Annotated in this window: 16 protein-coding genes and 1 pseudogene; 14 read left to right on the forward strand and 3 right to left on the reverse strand. The window is 67.1% G+C overall.

Annotated features, from left to right (window positions below; translation table 11 throughout):
* The first annotated feature begins 275 nt into the window (after positions 1-275).
* The 4 genes from ACQ754_RS06920 (at position 276) to ACQ754_RS06935 (ending at position 3,629) form a co-directional block, all read left to right on the forward strand.
* Positions 276-509, forward strand: coding sequence for a helix-turn-helix domain-containing protein (locus tag ACQ754_RS06920; RefSeq protein ID WP_440996270.1), 234 nt, complete (start codon positions 276-278; stop codon positions 507-509).
* The gene (locus tag ACQ754_RS06925; protein ID WP_440996271.1) at positions 509-964 is read left to right on the forward strand and encodes a hypothetical protein; all 456 of its coding nucleotides are present in this window, start codon (positions 509-511) and stop codon (positions 962-964) included. Before ACQ754_RS06920 ends, ACQ754_RS06925 begins: the two co-directional genes overlap by 1 nt.
* Complete coding sequence (locus ACQ754_RS06930) at positions 961-2,748, forward strand: hypothetical protein (protein WP_440996272.1); 1,788 nt, start codon at positions 961-963, stop codon at positions 2,746-2,748. The genes ACQ754_RS06925 and ACQ754_RS06930 overlap by 4 nt, the downstream gene beginning before the upstream one ends.
* A gap of 194 nt (positions 2,749-2,942) precedes the next feature.
* Positions 2,943-3,629 carry a helix-turn-helix domain-containing protein gene (locus ACQ754_RS06935; protein ID WP_440996273.1) on the forward strand — a complete coding sequence of 229 codons (687 nt, stop codon included), beginning with the start codon at positions 2,943-2,945 and terminating at the stop codon, positions 3,627-3,629.
* A gap of 4 nt (positions 3,630-3,633) precedes the next feature.
* Here the strand turns inward: ACQ754_RS06935 and ACQ754_RS06940 are convergent, their stop codons facing one another.
* The 3 genes and pseudogenes from ACQ754_RS06940 to ACQ754_RS06950 all read right to left on the reverse strand — a co-directional run bounded on the left by ACQ754_RS06940 (position 3,634) and on the right by ACQ754_RS06950 (position 4,441).
* Entirely contained in the window at positions 3,634-3,801 is a 168-nt protein-coding gene (locus ACQ754_RS06940) for a hypothetical protein (protein WP_440996300.1), read from the reverse strand.
* A 68-nt stretch (positions 3,802-3,869) separates the two neighbouring features.
* Positions 3,870-4,151, reverse strand: a pseudogene (locus ACQ754_RS06945) (helix-turn-helix domain-containing protein); the annotation flags it as partial.
* Positions 4,049-4,441, reverse strand: coding sequence for a helix-turn-helix domain-containing protein (locus ACQ754_RS06950; protein ID WP_440996274.1), 393 nt, complete (start codon positions 4,439-4,441; stop codon positions 4,049-4,051). The gene ACQ754_RS06950 and the pseudogene ACQ754_RS06945, both read right to left, overlap by 103 nt.
* Positions 4,442-5,052: 611 nt before the next feature.
* Between ACQ754_RS06950 and ACQ754_RS06955 the strand changes: the two genes are divergently transcribed.
* From ACQ754_RS06955 to ACQ754_RS07000, 10 genes are all read left to right on the forward strand, one after another.
* Positions 5,053-5,376 carry a hypothetical protein gene (locus ACQ754_RS06955; RefSeq protein WP_440996275.1) on the forward strand — a complete coding sequence of 108 codons (324 nt, stop codon included), beginning with the start codon at positions 5,053-5,055 and terminating at the stop codon, positions 5,374-5,376.
* On the forward strand, positions 5,373-5,633 hold the full coding sequence (locus ACQ754_RS06960) for a hypothetical protein (protein WP_440996276.1): 261 nt from the start codon (positions 5,373-5,375) through the stop codon (positions 5,631-5,633). The genes ACQ754_RS06955 and ACQ754_RS06960 overlap by 4 nt, the downstream gene beginning before the upstream one ends.
* Positions 5,617-7,719, forward strand: coding sequence for a type IV secretion system DNA-binding domain-containing protein (locus tag ACQ754_RS06965; protein WP_440996277.1), 2,103 nt, complete (start codon positions 5,617-5,619; stop codon positions 7,717-7,719). The genes ACQ754_RS06960 and ACQ754_RS06965 overlap by 17 nt, the downstream gene beginning before the upstream one ends.
* The gene (mobF, locus tag ACQ754_RS06970) at positions 7,719-10,430 is read left to right on the forward strand and encodes a MobF family relaxase (protein ID WP_440996278.1); all 2,712 of its coding nucleotides are present in this window, start codon (positions 7,719-7,721) and stop codon (positions 10,428-10,430) included. Before ACQ754_RS06965 ends, mobF begins: the two co-directional genes overlap by 1 nt.
* Before the next feature lie 7 nt (positions 10,431-10,437).
* Entirely contained in the window at positions 10,438-10,977 is a 540-nt protein-coding gene (locus tag ACQ754_RS06975; protein ID WP_440996279.1) for a hypothetical protein, read from the forward strand.
* A 113-nt stretch (positions 10,978-11,090) separates the two neighbouring features.
* Entirely contained in the window at positions 11,091-11,285 is a 195-nt protein-coding gene (locus ACQ754_RS06980; protein ID WP_084594027.1) for a helix-turn-helix domain-containing protein, read from the forward strand.
* Entirely contained in the window at positions 11,266-12,087 is an 822-nt protein-coding gene (locus ACQ754_RS06985) for a hypothetical protein (protein ID WP_169509118.1), read from the forward strand. Before ACQ754_RS06980 ends, ACQ754_RS06985 begins: the two co-directional genes overlap by 20 nt.
* Positions 12,084-12,635 (forward strand): BREX protein BrxB domain-containing protein, encoded by a 552-nt coding sequence (locus ACQ754_RS06990; RefSeq protein ID WP_018716648.1) that lies wholly within the window; start codon positions 12,084-12,086, stop codon positions 12,633-12,635. The genes ACQ754_RS06985 and ACQ754_RS06990 overlap by 4 nt, the downstream gene beginning before the upstream one ends.
* Before the next feature lie 47 nt (positions 12,636-12,682).
* The gene (brxC, locus tag ACQ754_RS06995; RefSeq protein ID WP_440996280.1) at positions 12,683-16,117 is read left to right on the forward strand and encodes a BREX system P-loop protein BrxC; all 3,435 of its coding nucleotides are present in this window, start codon (positions 12,683-12,685) and stop codon (positions 16,115-16,117) included.
* A gap of 15 nt (positions 16,118-16,132) precedes the next feature.
* The gene (locus tag ACQ754_RS07000; RefSeq protein WP_440996281.1) at positions 16,133-17,845 is read left to right on the forward strand and encodes an ATP-binding protein; all 1,713 of its coding nucleotides are present in this window, start codon (positions 16,133-16,135) and stop codon (positions 17,843-17,845) included.
* The last annotated feature ends 48 nt before the right edge of the window (positions 17,846-17,893 follow it).

The following is a 17,893-nucleotide window of genomic DNA, read 5'->3' on the forward strand; positions in this document are numbered from 1 at the left end:
CCATACGCCATCGTACTGATAAAAAATCGCGCAAAATCAAGAAGTGCAAATTTGTTGATACCCAATTTGTTCCAAGTAACTGATTTTGCACGTTTTTGCGGCGCCGTGGTACCCCTATAGCCATCGTGAGCAACAGGGAGCCACCGAGAGCACTGAGCACACGCCTGATATAGAGACGCCCCGCTGGCGGCCACCGGCGAGGCGTCAAGGGCACTCCATTTCACACTGTTTCCATGCCGCTCACCGAGCCGGCGTTGCTACCAAAGGAGCACCCGATGCCACAGTATGACAGCCGCATCGACACGTCCACCGCCGTAATGACCCCGTCGGAAGCCGCGGACTACCTGCGCGTCAGCGTGCGCACGCTCACTCGCTGGCGCCACGAGCGCGTAGGTCCGCGGTGGGCCTACGTCGGTCACCAGATTCGCTACCGCCGGGCCGACCTCGACGCCTACGTCGACACTCGCACCGCCGAGCCGGTCGCCGAGGGCGACCAGGAGGTGTGGTGATGGCGACGGAAGCGGACGCACCAGTAGACCGCCTACTCGCTAAGCTCGACTGCGTTCGCCGCCGTGGCGAGCGGGCGTGGATCGCTCGATGCCCTGGGCACGAGGATCACACGCCGTCGCTGGCGATCGCCGTACGTGACAGCGGAGTCGTACTTATATACTGCCACGCCGGCTGCGGATACGAGCAGGTGCTCGACGCCATCGATCTTAAGGCGGCCGACCTGTTCCCCCCCCGACTCCGTCGCGGCGGGCGCGGGCCGCTGCCGCGTGATGCACGCCGGCCCCCGCGACTGTCGGCCGCGGAGATGCTGGCGTCCGTCCCCGGCGATGCCTTAGTGGTCGCCATGGCCGCCGATGAGCTCGCGGCCGGCCGTCGCCTCGCCGACCGTGACCGGGAGCGGCTGCGCGCCGCCTCGCTCCGCCTGCGGGCCGCGGCCCGGGAGGTGGGCGCATGACCGAGACTGCGACGGATCGCGGGGTCGCGTGGCTGGACCAGCGCAGCGATGACAGTGAGATATACATCCGGCAGGGCGAGATAGACCGCGTGGTCCGGGAGGCGGTGCGGCTGCTGACGCGCTCGGAGGCCGGCATCTACGTGTGGGGCGATACGCCCCGGCGCATCGCCCGTGTGGATACCTCCACCCCCGGCGACGCCATCCAGCATGATCCCGACACCACTATCCTCCGCCCGCTGACTACCGGCTATATCTCCTATGCCCTCGCGGAGCGCGGAACCTGGTGGCGCTGGGATGTCCGCGCAGCAGAGTGGCGGCCGACGGACCCGCCGCCCCGGGCCGCCTCCATGATCGTGGACGCCGGGGACGTACTCGGGTTCCCGCGGCTGCGGGCGCGGGCCGGCTGTCCGCAGCTCCTACCGGATGGGCGCATCCAGGGCCACGGCTACCACGCGGACACCGGGTTACTCATCGAGGCGCCCGGCGAGTGGCCCGCCCCGCCCGAGGCGCCCACGCGGGAGGATGCCCTGGCGGCAGTGGAGCGGCTGCGGGAGCTCGTCCGGTACTACCCGTGGGCCTCGCCGTCGGCCGAGTCCGCCGCGCTCGCCGCCATCATCACCGGTGTGATCCGGCCGACATTGCCTGCGGCCCCCATGTTCGCGATCTCCGCGCCACTATCCGGTGCCGGCACCGGCAAGTCACTGCTCGCCCGGGCCATCGCCACCATCGCCACCGGGACCGGCCCGGCCGCCATCACCTGGCCGGCGGCCCCCGGCGAAGGGGCGAAGCGCCTGGACGCCACGCACCTCGCCGGTGACCTGGTGATCGCCATCGACAATGCCACTGCCGCCCTGGACGACGATGCGCTGTGCACGGCGCTGACGGAGCCGGCGCGGGACATCCGCGAGCTCGGCGCATCCCGGACGACCCGAGCGCCCATGGTGGCCATGCATCTCGCGACCGGCAACGCGATGACGATCCGCGGCGACCTGACCCGCCGGACCATCATGGTCCACCTGGATCCGCAGACCGACGCGCCGGACGAGCGCGACATCCCTCAGGACCTGATCGGTGAGTGCCGGCGCCGCCGCGGCGAGATCGTGCGGGACGTGCATACCATCCTCCGCGCCTACCACACCGCCGGCGAGCCGGATATGCGTCTCCGGCCCATGGGCGACTATCGAGCCTGGACCCGCCGGGTCCGATCCCCCTTGGCGTGGCTCGAGCTGCCCGACCCAGCCACCACGCAGGATGCCCTGCGCGCTGACGATCCGCAGCGTGACGCCAGGGTGGCAATGCTCACGGCCTGGCACGAGGCTTTCGGCGCCGATGGCGCCACGGCTCGGGAGGCGGTGGAGCTGGTCACGGGCGATCCCGCATGCCACCACCTCGGTGACGACATCACGGAGCGGCTACGGGACGCCATCGAGGCGGTCGCCACGCGCCGCGGGCGTATCGACTCCATGGCCCTGGGCCGGTGGCTGCGCTCCGCCCGTAACGCCCGGGTCGGCCGCCTCACGCTGACCGGCGAGACAGCCCGGGGTGGTGTGCTCCGCTGGATCGTCCACTCCGATGGTGGGGATGGTGGTGGGGGTGGGGATACTCCATACACCCCCGCGAGATGTGTCAGAGGTGAAAGTGACAAATGCGGAGGCGGGGGCGGTGATGATCCCCACCGACGCCACCGTCCCCACCATCTGCGGCACAGGGTGGCCACCATGAGGTGGCTCCGGCGCCCGGCCGCACGCGCGCCACCGCCCGTCAGGCGGGGCGCTGGGCCCTGAGTGCAGCGGCGGCGCGACGCCGCGCCGCCGGCCGGACGCCGAGGTACCGGCACCGGAAGCAGGACGTGAGGGTAGCGCCAACCGGATATAGGACCAAAGGTCTCTTATTATGCGGCAAATACTGTTGCATACAGGTCCATTGGTCCTATATTGTCTAGGCACAGATGGCGATCATGAACGAATGAGGTGCCGAAGTGGATGCCGCGACGCTACAACTGTATCGAGTGCATGTGCTGGGGATGGGGCAATCGGCGATGGCTCGCGCGCTGGGGGTCGATGCCCGATCGGTGCGGCGCTGGGAGGCCGGGGCTCGCTCGCCGGGTGGAATGATCGAGGTGGCGCTATCGCACCTCCAGCTACAGCGTGAGGTGGCCCGAGAGCCAGATATCATGCGGACGCTTCTGGATACCCTGGAGCTGGAGTATCACCGATACCTCGACAAGATGAGCCTGCACGACGCAGCCCGAGTGGGTATCGGCAAACTCGGGATCGGATACAACTATGTTGAGCACGAATTCTGCACCGAGCACTATAGCGAAGAGTGGCTGGGGCCGATCGTGTATGTCGGTCTCGGGGATATTTGCGGGGCTGCTGACTCGGTCTACAGGCTTGCCCCGATGCTCGCGCGATACTTCCGCCCGGATCTCGACGACGAGTCGGACGATGCCACGGATTGGTTCGACGATGTGCTCAGGAGCGGCGGGGACGTACGTACAGGAGAAGGCTACTATGATCTGACGGTCTCGGAGGTGGTCGGCAGCATGGCGATGCAGCAACTGCGCAAGACGGCACGGCGCGACCTAGATACTGCCATCAGTGAGTACGGGGCCCTCCTCGAGCACTTGGGGGACAGGGAGGAGGCCGACGAGCCCGCTGAGTGACGGGCTACAGCTCCATGCCCTGGTCGCGGCTGCGCCGTCGCGACGGCGTCCGCGAGGACTCCGTGCCGAGCGGATCGGCGCTCACCTCGGCATCCTCGGCCGGGGTGAGCGCCGCATCGACATGGGCGCGCTCCATGCCGCGATGCCGCGCCGCGCGAATGCGCTCGGGCACCATCCCCGGCTGCTGACGCTCGCTCGGTCCCTGGCACTGCGCTCCATCGTCCCGGGCTGACGGCGTAAGGCGGCGATTTGATGAGCCCGCTGCCGGGAGGTGCGCCGCGGTTGGCGGCGGGGGCGAGAGGAGCGCTCATACAGCCCCCGACGGCCGTACGCGCGATAGCGCTGCACCCAGCGACGGACCGTGCGTGGGTCGACGTGAAAGGCGCGGGCGCTCGCCCGATAGCTCCAGCCTGTCCCGGTCAAAGAACACCTCCGCCGGCACCCCGTCGAAGAAGACGAACGCGCTCTCCAACCCCCCGCATCAGCACCTCCATGCTCTGGCGTGGGTAGAAGGCGAGCCATAGCAGCCGCGAATAACCAAGCACCACCAGCAGCGCGTAGCGCTTGCCCCAGGGCAGGCGGAACTCGGCGAAGTCCACCTGCCCCTGCTGCCCAGGCAGCGTCTCAAAGCGGATCACCGGCTCGGGCCCGGCCGCGAGCGGCGCCCGTGGCCCATAGCGCACCGGCTCGCCATCGAGCCGCCGATCCAGCTGCCCGCTCTCGATCCAGTGGTAGATGGTCCAGCGACTGACACCCAGCTCACGCGCCAGCTGCGCCTTACTCAGGCCACGCTCCAAATAGTGACGTAGCAACCCCCGTTGCTCACTCCGGCACAGTCGGTGCCTCCACTCGTAGGGGTGAAGACACCAACTTGCCCGAGTGTGCAGTTTTCAGCCGCCAAGATCTGTGCAATTTACGGGGCCGCCTACACCGTTCCGCACATCCACACAGAGAGCGCGGAGTGCTATCTGTGTGGACTCAGTGCTATCAGATAGCAGCCCGTCCCATCCGCGCCCTCACTGTCTCCCCTCACGTCCTACACCGTCTTGGGTACCTAGGCGGCCAGTCGCCCACGCGACGTCGCGCGGGCGCCGCACTGCATCTCCATCCTGGTCGTCACGCTTACCGCTAAAAACAAATTTGTTGTTATCATTTTTGTATTATCCATCTGATTTTACAGTAATTCTTGTAACAAAAAATCTGATCCTGTACCGTTTCCACGTATACATCCACACCCGACGCACCTCGGGTGGTGATAGCTCGATATATGGAGGGGTAACCGGTGACCAAAGCGGTTCAAAGACTCACAAAATCAACTGTATGTACAGTCACATGTCGGTACGCGTATGGCGATGCAAACCGTTTCCGGTTCTTCATGTCATAAAACCGCCGTGTTACGAATCGAGACAACCCGGGAGGACCGATGCGAGATGACCAGTACGAGGAGCGGACCACCGACCCGCAGCCGGATCCGGCAGCCGAGCGAGAAAAGGAGAATGAGAAGTGGCGTAAGCGACTCGAGCGGCTGGAGCAACGAGAGAATGTGGCGGTACGGATCTACGGATGGCGTCCGAGGGGTACATGCTACTACACACGCACCCAGGAGGATGTCCCCGCGTGTGATCTCTATTACAGCGCCTCCGGCAAAAGCGTCTACATCGTGGAGGACGACGATTACGTTGGATGCCGACGTAAAGCCCTGAATAACGTGGAGATCCTGGGGGCGGCAGTGGAGGCCGAACAGTGAGGGCCATCACCATCCGTCTGCCGGACGCCAGCCACGCCACCCTCTCCCGCGCCGCCCGGCGCGGGGGGATCTCCCTCGGTGCCGCCGCCCGGGAGGCCATCGCCAGCGGCCTGGCTGCCGACGATATCGGCGATCGGATCGCACAGCTCGATCGTCGCCTGGCGCGGATCGAGCAGCGGTTCGATGAGTTTCTTGCCAGCGTAGAGATCGTCACTGACGACGACCAGGGAGAGCCCGGCGATGGCCGCACCTCCTGATTCCCGGGACTGGGCGCGCACCCTCGCCGCGGGGGGCGTCCTCGGTGTCCTCGGCGGCGGGGTCGTGGCGCTCGCCGGGGTGGCCGCCGTAGGGACCGCCTGGAGCGGCGCGCCGGCCGATGACCTGATACGCGCCACCCTGTCGGCGGCGATGCCCGCCATGCTCACCGATGCCCTGCGCCTGCCCCCGGCACCGATCGCCACCGAGTGGCTCGCCCGCGCGGCCCCGGGCTGGCAGGGGATCGCCGGTGCTGGCGCCGCGCTCGGCGTGGCCGCCGGTGCCACCCTCGGGGGCGTGGCCGGCGCACCGCGCCCGCTGGTTATCGAGCGTGGCCGCAACGTCACCCACGGCACGCGCGCCGCGGCCGCGGAGAGCCGGCGGGAGTCCCGGCATGCCGGCGGTCCGGGGGTACACATCCACCCCGACGTGCGCATCAGCCGGGATCGCGAGACCCGCGGCATCATGCTCTCGGGCTCGGTAGGCGCAGGAAAAACGGTGATACTTCAGCATCTTATCAGCGATATCCTCGCGAACCGGTCCGCGCGACTTCTGATCCATGACGTCAAGGGCGATTTCACCGCCGCGCTCCCCGGGCTGATGCGCGAGACCGGCGGCGGCCTCGGCCTGATCGCGCCCTGGGACGCGCGCTCGATGCGCTGGTCGGTGGCCGCCGATATCCGCTCGCCCGCCGATGCGCGCGAGCTCGCATCCCGCCTCATCCCCTCCGGTGAGGCCGACGGTACCGATAGCCACTGGACGCAAGGGGCGGCGATGATCCTCGGCGGCCTCATCGTCTCGCTCGCCCGCCGCACCCGCGGGCAATGGGGCTGGCGTGCGCTCGTGGCCGAGATCGGCCAGTCCTATCGCCAGCTGCGGGCCGCGGCGATCGCCGGCGCTCCGGCAACCGAGGCCCTGCTCACCCACCGGGAGCCGAGTCCCACCACTGCGAGCTACCTCTCGCTGCTGACCTCCTCCGCCGGAGGGCTGATCTCGGATCTCGCGGCCGCGGACGCCGAGCATGTGGGACATCGACCCTTCTCCGCCCGGCAGTGGCTTCGCGGCGATGGACCCCGCGTGGTGATCCTCGGCGGATCCACCCGGTACGCCACCCTCGCCACGGCGTTGCACAGCGCCATCGTGCGTGCCATCGCCGGGGGGCTGGATGCCCTCGAGGACGACCCCGAGCGACGGATTTGGCTCGTCCTGGATGAGGCGGCGCAGCTGGGCCGAGTGGACCTGCAGCCGATCGTCGAGACGGGCCGATCGAAGGGCATCTGCGTGGTCACGGGCTGGCAGGACGTCGCCCAGCGCCGCGAGATCTATGGCGCGGACGCGGCAGCGGCAATGGACGGGATGACCGGTACCCACATCATTGGCCGGCTGCTCGGGGCCGACTCGCAGCAGTGGGCCACGCAGATGGTCGGGCAGCGCCGGGTACGGCGCTACACCACCTCCTATGGCGCCGATGGGCGCTCGGTGACCGAGCAGGTCGGTGACGAGGAGGTGATTCCGCCGGACGAGTGGGGTGGGCTCGGCCGGGTGCGCGGCGGCATCGAGGCCGTGCTGATCCGCGGCGGTCGCACCGTGCACCGCCTGGTCTGGCTGTTTCCCGACCGCCGCCAATGGCGCAAGGTGACAGCCCCCCATCGCCCGGCGGCCTGGACCGATACGCTCGAGACCGCGCCGCCTCCGGGGGGCGGTGACAGCGAGCCGGATCCCACGGCGTCACCGCGCCCGGCAGCGGAATCGGCCCCTTCCCACCGCCCGGTCCCGGAGGGTGGGGATCACGGCCCCCCGCCGGCGGCCGAGGCCCGCGCGGCTCAGGAGGATCGCACCGGTGGCGGTTCGCGCAGCGGCGAAGCCGGGAAGCCGTCCGGCAGAGCGGGGCCCGCCGCACCGCACGACGGGAATGCCGCCTCCGGGAGCGGAGCGATTAAGGTTCCGGAGGAGCCGGCGATGGCACCGGAGATCCCGGCGCATCCCCAGGGCCCCGACACCGGTGACGTCACGCCCCGACCGCGCCGGCGGCTGGTCATCCGCCGTCGGCGCGGGGACAGCGCCGGCCCCGAGCGGGACGATCGCTGATGCTCTCGATCTCCGCGCGCGGCTCCGCCACCGAGGCCATGGGTTACTACGTCCATCTCGCCGCCGGCGACGGCCCGGAGGACTACTACGCGGCCGAGGCCCCGGGGGTCTGGCAGGGCGCCGGGACCGCCGCCCTGGGCCTCGCCGGTACGGTCACCGGCGAGGCCTTCCGGAGCGCGGCGGAGGGGCGCGCGCCGGACGGAGCGGCCCTGGTGCAGGGCGCCGGCGAGGCGCACCGCGCCGGGTGGGATCTCACCTTCTCGGCGCCGAAATCGGTATCCGCGATCTGGGCCGTCGCCGATCCCACTGAGCGCGCCGCCATCGCCGACGCTCACGACCAGGCGGTGCAGCAGGCCCTCGCCTACATCGAGTCCGGCTTCCCCCTGGCCCGCCGCGGCCGTGGTGGCCTCGAGCGGGAGCGGGCAGGGCTGGTGATCGCCACCTACCAGCACGGCACCTCCCGGGCCCTGGACCCGCAGCTGCACACGCACAGCTTCGTCCACAATCTCGCGCAGCGCGCCGATGGCACCTGGGGCGGCCTGGAAGTGCGTGATCTCTATCGGTGGAAGCACGCGCTGGGGGCGATCTACCGGGCGGCGCTCGCCGCCGGGCTCGCCGCGCAGGGCTACGCCATTGCCGCCGATGGCCCCTCCTTTGCCATCGTCGGCGTGCCGGAGGCGGTGACCGACCGGTTCTCGACGAGACGCCAGCAGATCGAGGCCGCCCTTGCCGAGCGCGGTATCTCCGGGGCGAAGGCCAGCGAGGTCGCCGCGCTGGACACGCGGGCGGCGAAGGCCGAGATCCCGGACCACGACACCCTGCACGCCCGCTGGACGATGGAGGCCCAGGCCGCCGGTTTCACCCCCGCGCACGCCCATGGCGCCGCTGCCTCGGCCCCGTCACCGGAGCCCATGCCGACGCCAGAGACGTTGCTCCGGCAGGCCACCGAGCATGAGGCGGTCATCGAGGCGCGCCATATCTGGCAGGCCGTGGCCGTCGCCGCCCAGCACCGCGGCCTCGGCCTCGACGCGATCCGCGAGCAGGTCCGCGAGGTGCTCGCCGACCCGGAGTGCCTGCGCCTGGTCGGTGCCGACGGGACGGTCCGCTACACCACCCGCGCGCTCTACCGGATGGAGCGCGCGGTGATGGCCTCGGCGCGGGCGCGGGCCGCCGAGACCCACCACGCCGTCGATGCCGCGACGGTGACCACCGCGCTCGCCCGCCACACGAGCGAGCAGGGATTTCCGCTCAGTGACGAGCAGGCCGCCGCGGTGCGCCATGTCACCGCCGCCCGCGGCGCGGTGCGGATCGTCATCGGCGATGCCGGCACCGGCAAGTCGGCGGCCCTCGGCGCCGCCCGCCGGGCCTGGACAGCCGCCGGCCAGCGGGTCATCGGATGTGCACCGTCGGGCAAGGCGGCCGCCGGGCTCGAGGCGGGCAGCGGCATCGAAAGCCGCACCCTCGCATCGCTGCTCCTGGCGCTGGAGGGCTACACGGACGAGGCAGGCACCGTTCACCCGCCCCGGGCGCAGCTCACCGCCCGCGACGTCGTGGTGGTCGACGAGGCCGGCATGGTCGACTCGCGCACCATGGCCCGGCTCATGCGCCACGCCGACGACGCGGGCGCGCGGGTGGTCCTGGTCGGCGATCACAAGCAGCTCCAGGCCGTGGGCGCCGGGAGCGTGTTCCGCCACCTCGCCGGCGAGGACGCGGCGGAGATCACGGCAATCCGCCGTCAGCGCGATCCCTGGGCGCGCGCCGCCACCCGGGCCTTCGCCGCCGGCGAGGCCGCCGAGGCCCTGTCCCACTATCTGGAGCGCGGCCTGGTGCATCTCGCCGACGATCAGCCCCAGGCCGTGGCCCGTGCCGTGGCGCGTTGGGCCGAGCACGTCCGCGAGGCGGGGGCCGCCGAGACGCTGCTCATGGCGGCGACCAACGCGGAGGTGGCAGCGCTCAACGCCGCCGCCCGGGAGCGGATGGAGGCCGACGGCCGGCTCCTCGGCCATGAGACCGAGATTCAGACCCGCGAGCGCAACGGCCGTGCCGCGGGCAAGATCGCAGTGGCCGCGGGCGATCGGCTATTGGCGAAGATGAACGATCGCGAAACCGGACTGCGGAACGGCGACTTGATGAGCGTAGAACGGCTGCGGCACACCGCCGGCGGCGCGCAGATCGTCGCGCGCGTCGATCGCACCGGCGAGGCGATCACGATTGATCCCGCGCGCTACGCGCAGTTGCGGCACGGCTACGCCGTCACGACTCACGCCGCCCAGGGCACGACAGTCGACCGCGCCGTCGTGCTCGCCGGCGGTTCGATGACGTCTCGTGAGAGCACTTACGTGCAGATGAGCAGGCACCGCGATTCCGCCGAGATCATCGCGACACGCCAGCAGCTCCGGGCCGCCGCTGAACAGCTTGCGCCGAGCGAGCCGCTGCTCGAGCGGGTGCGCGCACTCGCCGAGGCCCGGGGCCTGGAGCGGCCGACGGAGATCACCGAGAGCCTGGCCGCCGCACAGGCCTGGCTCGCCGCCCAGGGCGAGCCGACCACCGACCTTGGCGAGCTCCACGAGCTCGTCGAGGCGATGGGCGAGAGCCGGCCGGCGGTGACCACACTCGACTATGTCGCGTCCGAGCCGGCACGGCACGACGCGGATGTGACGGCAGGCACCGCCGGGATAAATCGCGAGGCTAATCATGCGGCGGGGCAGTAAGGCAACCATGACGGGGGAAACGACGATGCGCAAGCGATGCGATATTCCACATAGCGGCCAATCACTGCGGCCACTTGTCAACGGAAAAACGGTTTCCCTCGTCGCCGTGCTCGACTGGCGTGGGCGCCGCATCGACCATTACGAGGCCATCTGGGATGAAACCGCGATCTCGCCGCTCGCCGACGATGAAGACCTCGACCCCAACGATATCGAGCAACTGGAGCGCCTGCCCGGGCGGAAGCTGCGCGACGGCGTGGGCTGGCTCGAGTCCGGTCACATCGAACCGCCGCTAATACCGGAGGACCTCGTGCTGATCGCCGGGGCCGATGTGCTTGCCGGGGCTGATAGCACCACCGCGACCGGCGTCTACGTCTCGCCGTGGCTTGGCGATGTGTGGTTGGCAATCACCGCCGACGATGGGTATTGCTACGCCCGTCGCCTGCCGACCTGGCCGAACCGGCGTAGCGCACGACGGGCCGCCCGCGCAGCCGGCGCCGGCGAGGTGATGCTTGTACGCCTCGGTGAGGGCGTATGGATTTGGATTTGACGAGGCTTCTCTATGATCCACTGCCCGTTAGCCCTCAAACCGACAATCGTCTAAAGTGGCAAAGACTCCGACAGAATCGTCTATATCGGCACTCACAGCGGTGGTAGCAATTGATGGATGGCCGTTGGCTCTCCGTAGATGAGATCAGTGTGTACCTAGGCGTCAAGCGCGACACAGTCTATCGGTGGATTGCCCAGCGCAGTATGCCCGCGCACCGAGTCGGACGGCTCTGGAAGTTTAAGAGTGACGAGGTAGATGCGTGGGTCCGCAGCGGGGGGACGCGTGCGAGTGGCAAGCCCGATGCGTGATGAAACTACTCTGCAACGCCTCGGCTTCATGACTCATACCGGCGGTGTACACGCCTCTCGCACCATCATGCTCACCGAGCTATCCACGCTCTTCGACTGCGTTGGCGCGGACGCGCCACCATCCGCGTATCGTGATGCGATTTGCCAGCAGAACTGTCTCGCCAAGCGTTCCGGGCGGAGCCGACTTCTTACGGCGCGACACCTTGCTGAAGCGTACGCGTTGGATCCCGCCAATCCGGTTTATGCAGGGCTGCGTTACTTCTGGGCTCGTGATGTATCCGCCCGCCCTCAACTAGCCTTGCTCGCAGCCGCCGCCCGGGACAGCCTGCTGCGCGACACCGCTCCCGCGATACTCGCTAGGCCACCGGGCACGCGTATCGAACGGGAGTGGGTGGAGGAACGAATCGAGTCACGCTGGCCCGAGCGCTTTAGCTCGGCGACCCGTAGGTCGGTCGCACAGAACCTCAACAGCAGCCTAACGAAGGCGGGCCTCCTTGGCGGCCGGCGAACCAAGATCCGCCGGCAGTTGAATCCCGCGATAGGCGCTGTTGCCTTCGCCTTCTACCTTGCATGGTTGCAGGGAGATAGAGGTGAGATCCTGCTACAGAATGTCTACTGCAAGCTGTTGAACGTTACCAGTGAGCGCCTGCTGGAACTCGCAGGTCAGGCGTCGGCCAAGGGGTGGATGGTCATGCGCCGCGTGGATAACGTGGTAGATGTCGATTTTCCCGCTCTAACGGATGTGGTTACTCAGGCCATGCAAACCTCCGACAAGGGAACCGCACAGAGAATCAATCCATGAGCAAGGTTAAGCGACTGATCGAGTCGTATGCCCAGTTTATCCAGCTGCCTTGGCGGGACGACGCTGCTGCTGCGCAGCGGGTAGCGTTCTGCGTCTACCCGGAGACCGAGGAACTCCGCATCCGGGCCAACCTCGGGGAGTTCGAGCTGACGACCCGACAAAGCGGGCATGACTGGATCGCTTTTGACCTGAGTGACACCTTTGCGCGGTGGATGGCCGAACAGAAGTACGCGGAGGGATACTTCCGCTCTCCGTCAAAATTGCCCACGGTACTGCACCGCTACCTCGAGTGGCTGGTTGACGGCTTCGTCGCAAACCTCGACGCCAATGAAGTTGATGACAACCATGTGGTCATGATCTACGGCGTTGGCAGTCTGTTCGGGCTGCTCAAGGTAAAGGAGGTTGTCGACCGCCTCGCACCCCATGTGCCTGGCAGACTGGTCGTGCTGTTTCCGGGCAGCTTCGAGCAGAACAACTACCGACTCTTGGATGGCTACGACGGCTGGAACTATCTCGCCACGCCGATCCTTCCCGATGGCGCAAGGTGAGCTTGCAACCGAGACCGACTGCCTCCTGTACCGCAAGGAAAGGACGCATGCGAAACCGCGAAATCTATGCCAAGGACCCATCCCAGCAACGCCTGGAGAACGAGGGGGTGGCGTACGTCAACGATGACGCCAGTAGCCGCGCCCAATCAGTACTCCGCTACGAGCTGGAGACCTTCGTCTGCGACGGCCAGTACGCCCGTGGCATGCAGGACATCCTCGACACCTACCTGCGCAACCTCAGCGGCGGCGCCTCACAGCAACCCGGTGTATGGATTAGCGGCTTCTTCGGGTCGGGCAAGTCGCACCTGGCCAAAGTGCTTCGCAACCTTTGGGAAGACTTCACCTTCGACGACGGCGCCACTGCGCGGGGGATCACTACGCTGCCCCAAGAGGTTGGCGACCAACTCAAAGAGTTGTCCACCCAGGGCAGGCGCCATGGAGGGCTGTTCGCCGCCTCAGGTACTTTGGGTGCGAGCTCGCGCGACAAGAGCGTGCGCCTTGCACTCCTGTCCGTCATTTTCCGCGCCGCCGGCCTCCCGCGGCAGTACCCCGTCGCACGTTTCGTCATGTGGCTGCGGGATGAAGGCATTCTCGACGAGGTGCGGAACGATGTCGAGGCTCGTGGCGATGACTGGCAGGAAGAGCTGGACAACTTCTACGTGGCGGAGTCGCTCCACGAGGCGCTGGTCAAGGCGAAGCCGAGGACGTTCAGCAGCGTAGAATCTTGTGCCGAGACGCTGAGCCACCTTTACCCGCACGTCACTGACGTCAGCAGCGACGACATGCTCAAGGCGATTCGTCAGGCCATAAGTCGTGACGGCAAGATGCCCCTCACGTTGGTGGTGCTGGACGAAGTACAGCAGTACATCGGCTCCGATGGCCAGCGCTCCATCGAGGTCCAGGAAGCCGTCGAGGCGTGTTGCAAGGAGCTCGGCAGCCGACTGATGTTCGTTGCAACCGGCCAGACTGCGATCACCGGCACCAGCAACCTGGCGCGCTTGCAGGGCCGCTTCACTACCCGCATCGAGCTCTCCGACGCCGACGTGGACGCGGTCATTCGCCAGGTGGTGCTGGCCAAGAAGCCCGATGCGAAGGGCCCCGTCACTGAGGTGATGGAGGAGAACCTAGGCGAGATTTCCCGTCACCTCGCTGATACTTCCATCGCGCATCGCCAGGAGGATACGAGGCACTTCGCGCAGGACTATCCCATCCTGCCCGTACGTCGGCGCTTCTGGGACGCTGCGCTGCGGGTTCTCGACCAGACCGGCACTGATAGTCAGCTTCGCAACCAGCTGAGCATGATCCACAAGGCGATCCAGACCAACCTGGACGCGCCCTTGGGCAACATCATCCCGGGTGACTACCTCTACTTCGACGCCGCCGACCGGCTGTTGCAGGCGCGCATGCTGCCGCGCAAGCTGCATGACGCCACTCTGCGCTGGCTCGAGGGCAACGAGGATGAGCACCTGATGGCGCGCGCCTGCGCGCTCGTATTTCTGATTAACAAGGTGGCTGGCACCAATACCGAGCTCGGGCTGAAGCCGACGCTGAGCAACATCGCCGATCTGCTGGTGGACGATCTTACGGCCGGAAGCAGCACGCTGCGCGGTCACCTGCCAACATTGCTCGATCGATGCGAGTTCATCATTAAGGTCGGTGACGAATACCGTATCCAGACGGAGGAAAGCGCCGCTTGGAATGACGCCTTTCTCAGCCACAAGAACAGGCTCGGCAACGCAACGCATCAGGTCGAGACCGAGCGGGAAGACCTGATTCGGCAGCATTTCGCCAAACAGGTCGGGAACCTCTCATTGGCCCACGGGGAGGCGAAGGTTCCGCGGCCACTGTCGCCGGTATTCGACACGGTGCTGCCTGGCGACGCGCCTGAGAAGCTCTACGTGTGGGTTCGCAACGGCTGGTCGGACGACGTGAGCCAGTTACGAGCCGACGCACGTCAAGCGGGATCGGAATCTCCCACGTTATTCGTCTTCATCCCGAAGCGTTCTGCCGATGAGCTGCGAAACCAGCTGATCGAATACAAGGCGGCGACGGCCACCCTTGAGACCCGCGGCACGCCGGGTACCCCAGAGGGCCAGGAAGCTCAGGCCGCCATGCAGACGACGCGCGACACCGCCCAGCGACGGATCAACGAGTTGTTGGACGAGGCCTTCAGCGGCGCCCAGGTCTTCCAGGGCGGCGGTAACGAGCTCGTTGGTGCCACGCTGCGAGAAGCCATCCTCGAGGGGGCTGAAAATGCCCTGACGCGGCTTCACCCCAAGTTCCACCAGGCCGACCACGCGAACTGGGACAAGGTATATGCCAAGGCCAAACAGGGTGCGCCCGACGCACTGAAGGCCGTGGGTCATGACGGTGAGCCCCAGGCCCATCCGGTCTGCAAGGCCATTCTCGGCTATCTAGGCAACGGTAAGAAGGGTAGCGAGATCCGCGAGCACTTCGAGCATGGCGAGTACGGCTGGCCACAAGACGCCGTAGACGGCGCCCTGCAGGTGCTCCTGGTTGCCGGCCAGATCCGGACCGTCGATGGGACAGCGCCCCAGGACCTGGATCGCCGCGCCATTGGCAAGACCGAGTTCCGCGTGGAAGCCACCACGATATCCGCCAGCGAGCGCATCAAGATCCGTAAAGTGATGCAGAAGCTGGGCGTCCAGGCCAAAGCTGGCGAAGAGTCGCCCAAGGCGCCCGAGTTCGTCGAGAAGCTACGATCTCTGGCGGACCGTGCCGGTGGTGATGCCCCACTACCACCCCCCCCCAGCACCGATGCCCTCGAGGCAATACGCCTGAGCAGTGGCAATGACCAGCTCAAGGCCATCGTCACCAATCAGGACGAACTCCTCACTGCGATCGATGAGTGGCAGGCCATCGCGGACAAGATTGCGCAGCGCCAGCCCGCCTGGGCAACTCTCATGCATCTGGCGAATTACGCCAGGGGCGAGCAAGACGCCGAGCCGCTGCTGGCTCAGGTGGATCAGATCCGTGAGCACCGCTCCCTGCTCGATGAGCCGGACCCCATCCAACCCCTGCTGAGCAACCTCACGCAGTACTTCCGTGACGCCTTGAATACCTTGCGGGAACGCTACGAAGCGGAGCATGCAGCGGGTATGGCGCGGCTGGAAGCAGATGAAAACTGGCAGCAATTGTCCCCCGAACAGCGCCATGATCTCCTGGAACCGAAGCGCCTCACCAACGCCCACGCGCCGAAGATCGCACTCGGCTCCACCGACGAGGTACTGGAGACGTTAGAACGCGTGCGCCCGGATGCCTTGGCCGACCGCATCGCCGCGCTGTCTAGCCGCTTCGATGAGGTTTTGACAGCGGCTGCTGAGGCCATGGAGCCCCAAGCCCAGTTCGTCAGGCTGCCGCGCCGCACACTCAAAAGCGAGGCCGAGATCGATGCCTGGCTGGAGGAAGCGCGCGATCAGCTCCAGCAGGCCCTGCAGGCCGGACCCGTGATCACCCAATAGGGGCGGCGACAGGGCATGAGGTCACGCCGCGATATCGAGGCGCTGCTGGAGGAGCTGGAGCACTACATCGCCGATGAGCTGGAAGACCAGGACCTAGACTTCAAGCAGTGGGACACCAAGAGCCGCAATAAGGCCGTGGAGAAGGTCGTCGAAATGGCCATCTGCATGGTCAACGGCGGGGGAGGCACTGTGGTGTTCGGCGTGGCGGATCGTGTCTCCGGCCGTGAACAGGCTGTCCTGGGTGTCCCGCCAGAAGTCGACGTCAATATCCTGAAGCGGGCCGTCTATGACCAGACCGACCCGCATGTCACTCCGGTGTTCGATGAACTCCACGTGCCGGAAGGCACCGGCCGGGTGCTGATCATGCAGGTGCACCCGGGCATGCCGCCCCATACCGACACCAGGGGTGGCGGTACCATACGCATCGGCAAGGAGTGCAAACCGCTCACCGGCACCCAGCGCCGCAAGATCGGCGTGGAGACCGGCGATACCGATTACACCGCCGAGACGCTGGGTCCCGTCGACGATGCCCTCTTCTCGCCTGTCGCCATGGAAGCGCTTCGCCACCTGGCACAGCGTGAAAGAGTCCCGGATGAACTCCTGCGCCGCTCCGACCGGGAGTTGCTCGATACCCTGGGACTGATCCGCAAGGGGCAGGTCACCCGCGCCGCTATCCTGTTGGCCGGTACCGAAGAAGCCCTGCGCGAGCATGTGCCGGGCCACCTGTGGACCTTCCTGCAGATGCGCTCCGATACCGACTACGGCGTTCGCGAGGACCGCGTCAGCGCCCTGCCCCTATCGGTGCAGCGCATCGAGGAGCTGCTGGTGCCCTTCAACCCCATCACCACCGTGCAGCAGGGCATGTTTCACTTCGAGTACCGCACCTGGCCCGAGGTCGCGGTGCGCGAGGCGCTGATGAACGCCTTCTGTCACGGAGACCTGCGCCTCGCCGGTCCCGTGATGGTCAAGCTCTACCCCCAGCGCCTGGAGGTCAGCAACAACGGTGGCTTCATCGCAGGGATCAGCGAGCACAACATCCTCCACCACCAGCCGGCCGCCCGAAACCCGCTGCTGGTCGATGCGCTGGTCAAGCTGCGCCTGGTCAACCGCAGCAACCTCGGGGTCAGCCGCATGTTTGAGGCCATGCTGATGGAAGGTAAGGAGCCCCCGGTGATCCGCGAGATCGGCGACTCCGTCTCGGTGATCTTCCAGAAGCGGGAGATCAATGCCGCGTTTCGGCGGTTCGTGGCCGAAGAGAGCGAGCGCGGCCGCAACCTCGGGGTCGATCAGTTGCTGCTACTGCAGTATTTCCTGCAGCACCCCGAGGTGGATACCGGCACAGCGGCGAGGCTCTGCCAGCGCACCGAGCCAGAAACCCGAGAGCTGCTCGCCGATATGGAGCGACAGGGCTACGTCGAGCATGGGGGAAGCGGTCGCGGGGCCTATTGGAGCATTCACCCCGAACTCTATGCACGGCTTCGTGCCGATGGCAACGCGGAGACTCGCCGCCGCATCGATTGGGATGCCGCCAAGACCCGGGTACTCAGCATCCTGATCGAACGCGCCAAGCGCGGCGAGGTGGGGCTGAGCAACAAGGAGATCCGCCAGATCACCCGCTTCGACCGCAACCACGCCTATCGCCTGATGCGCGAGCTACGGGAAGAAAACCCGCAGATCCAGCCCCCCGGGAAGGGCAAGCATGCCCGTTACGAATACCGCAATACGTAGGGCAATGCGCTGCGCATTGGGGTGAGCATTAAACCCAGCTCAATGCGC

The sequence above is a fragment of the Arhodomonas sp. SL1 genome, assembly GCF_052060015.1.
GTDB lineage: Bacteria > Pseudomonadota > Gammaproteobacteria > Nitrococcales > Nitrococcaceae > Arhodomonas.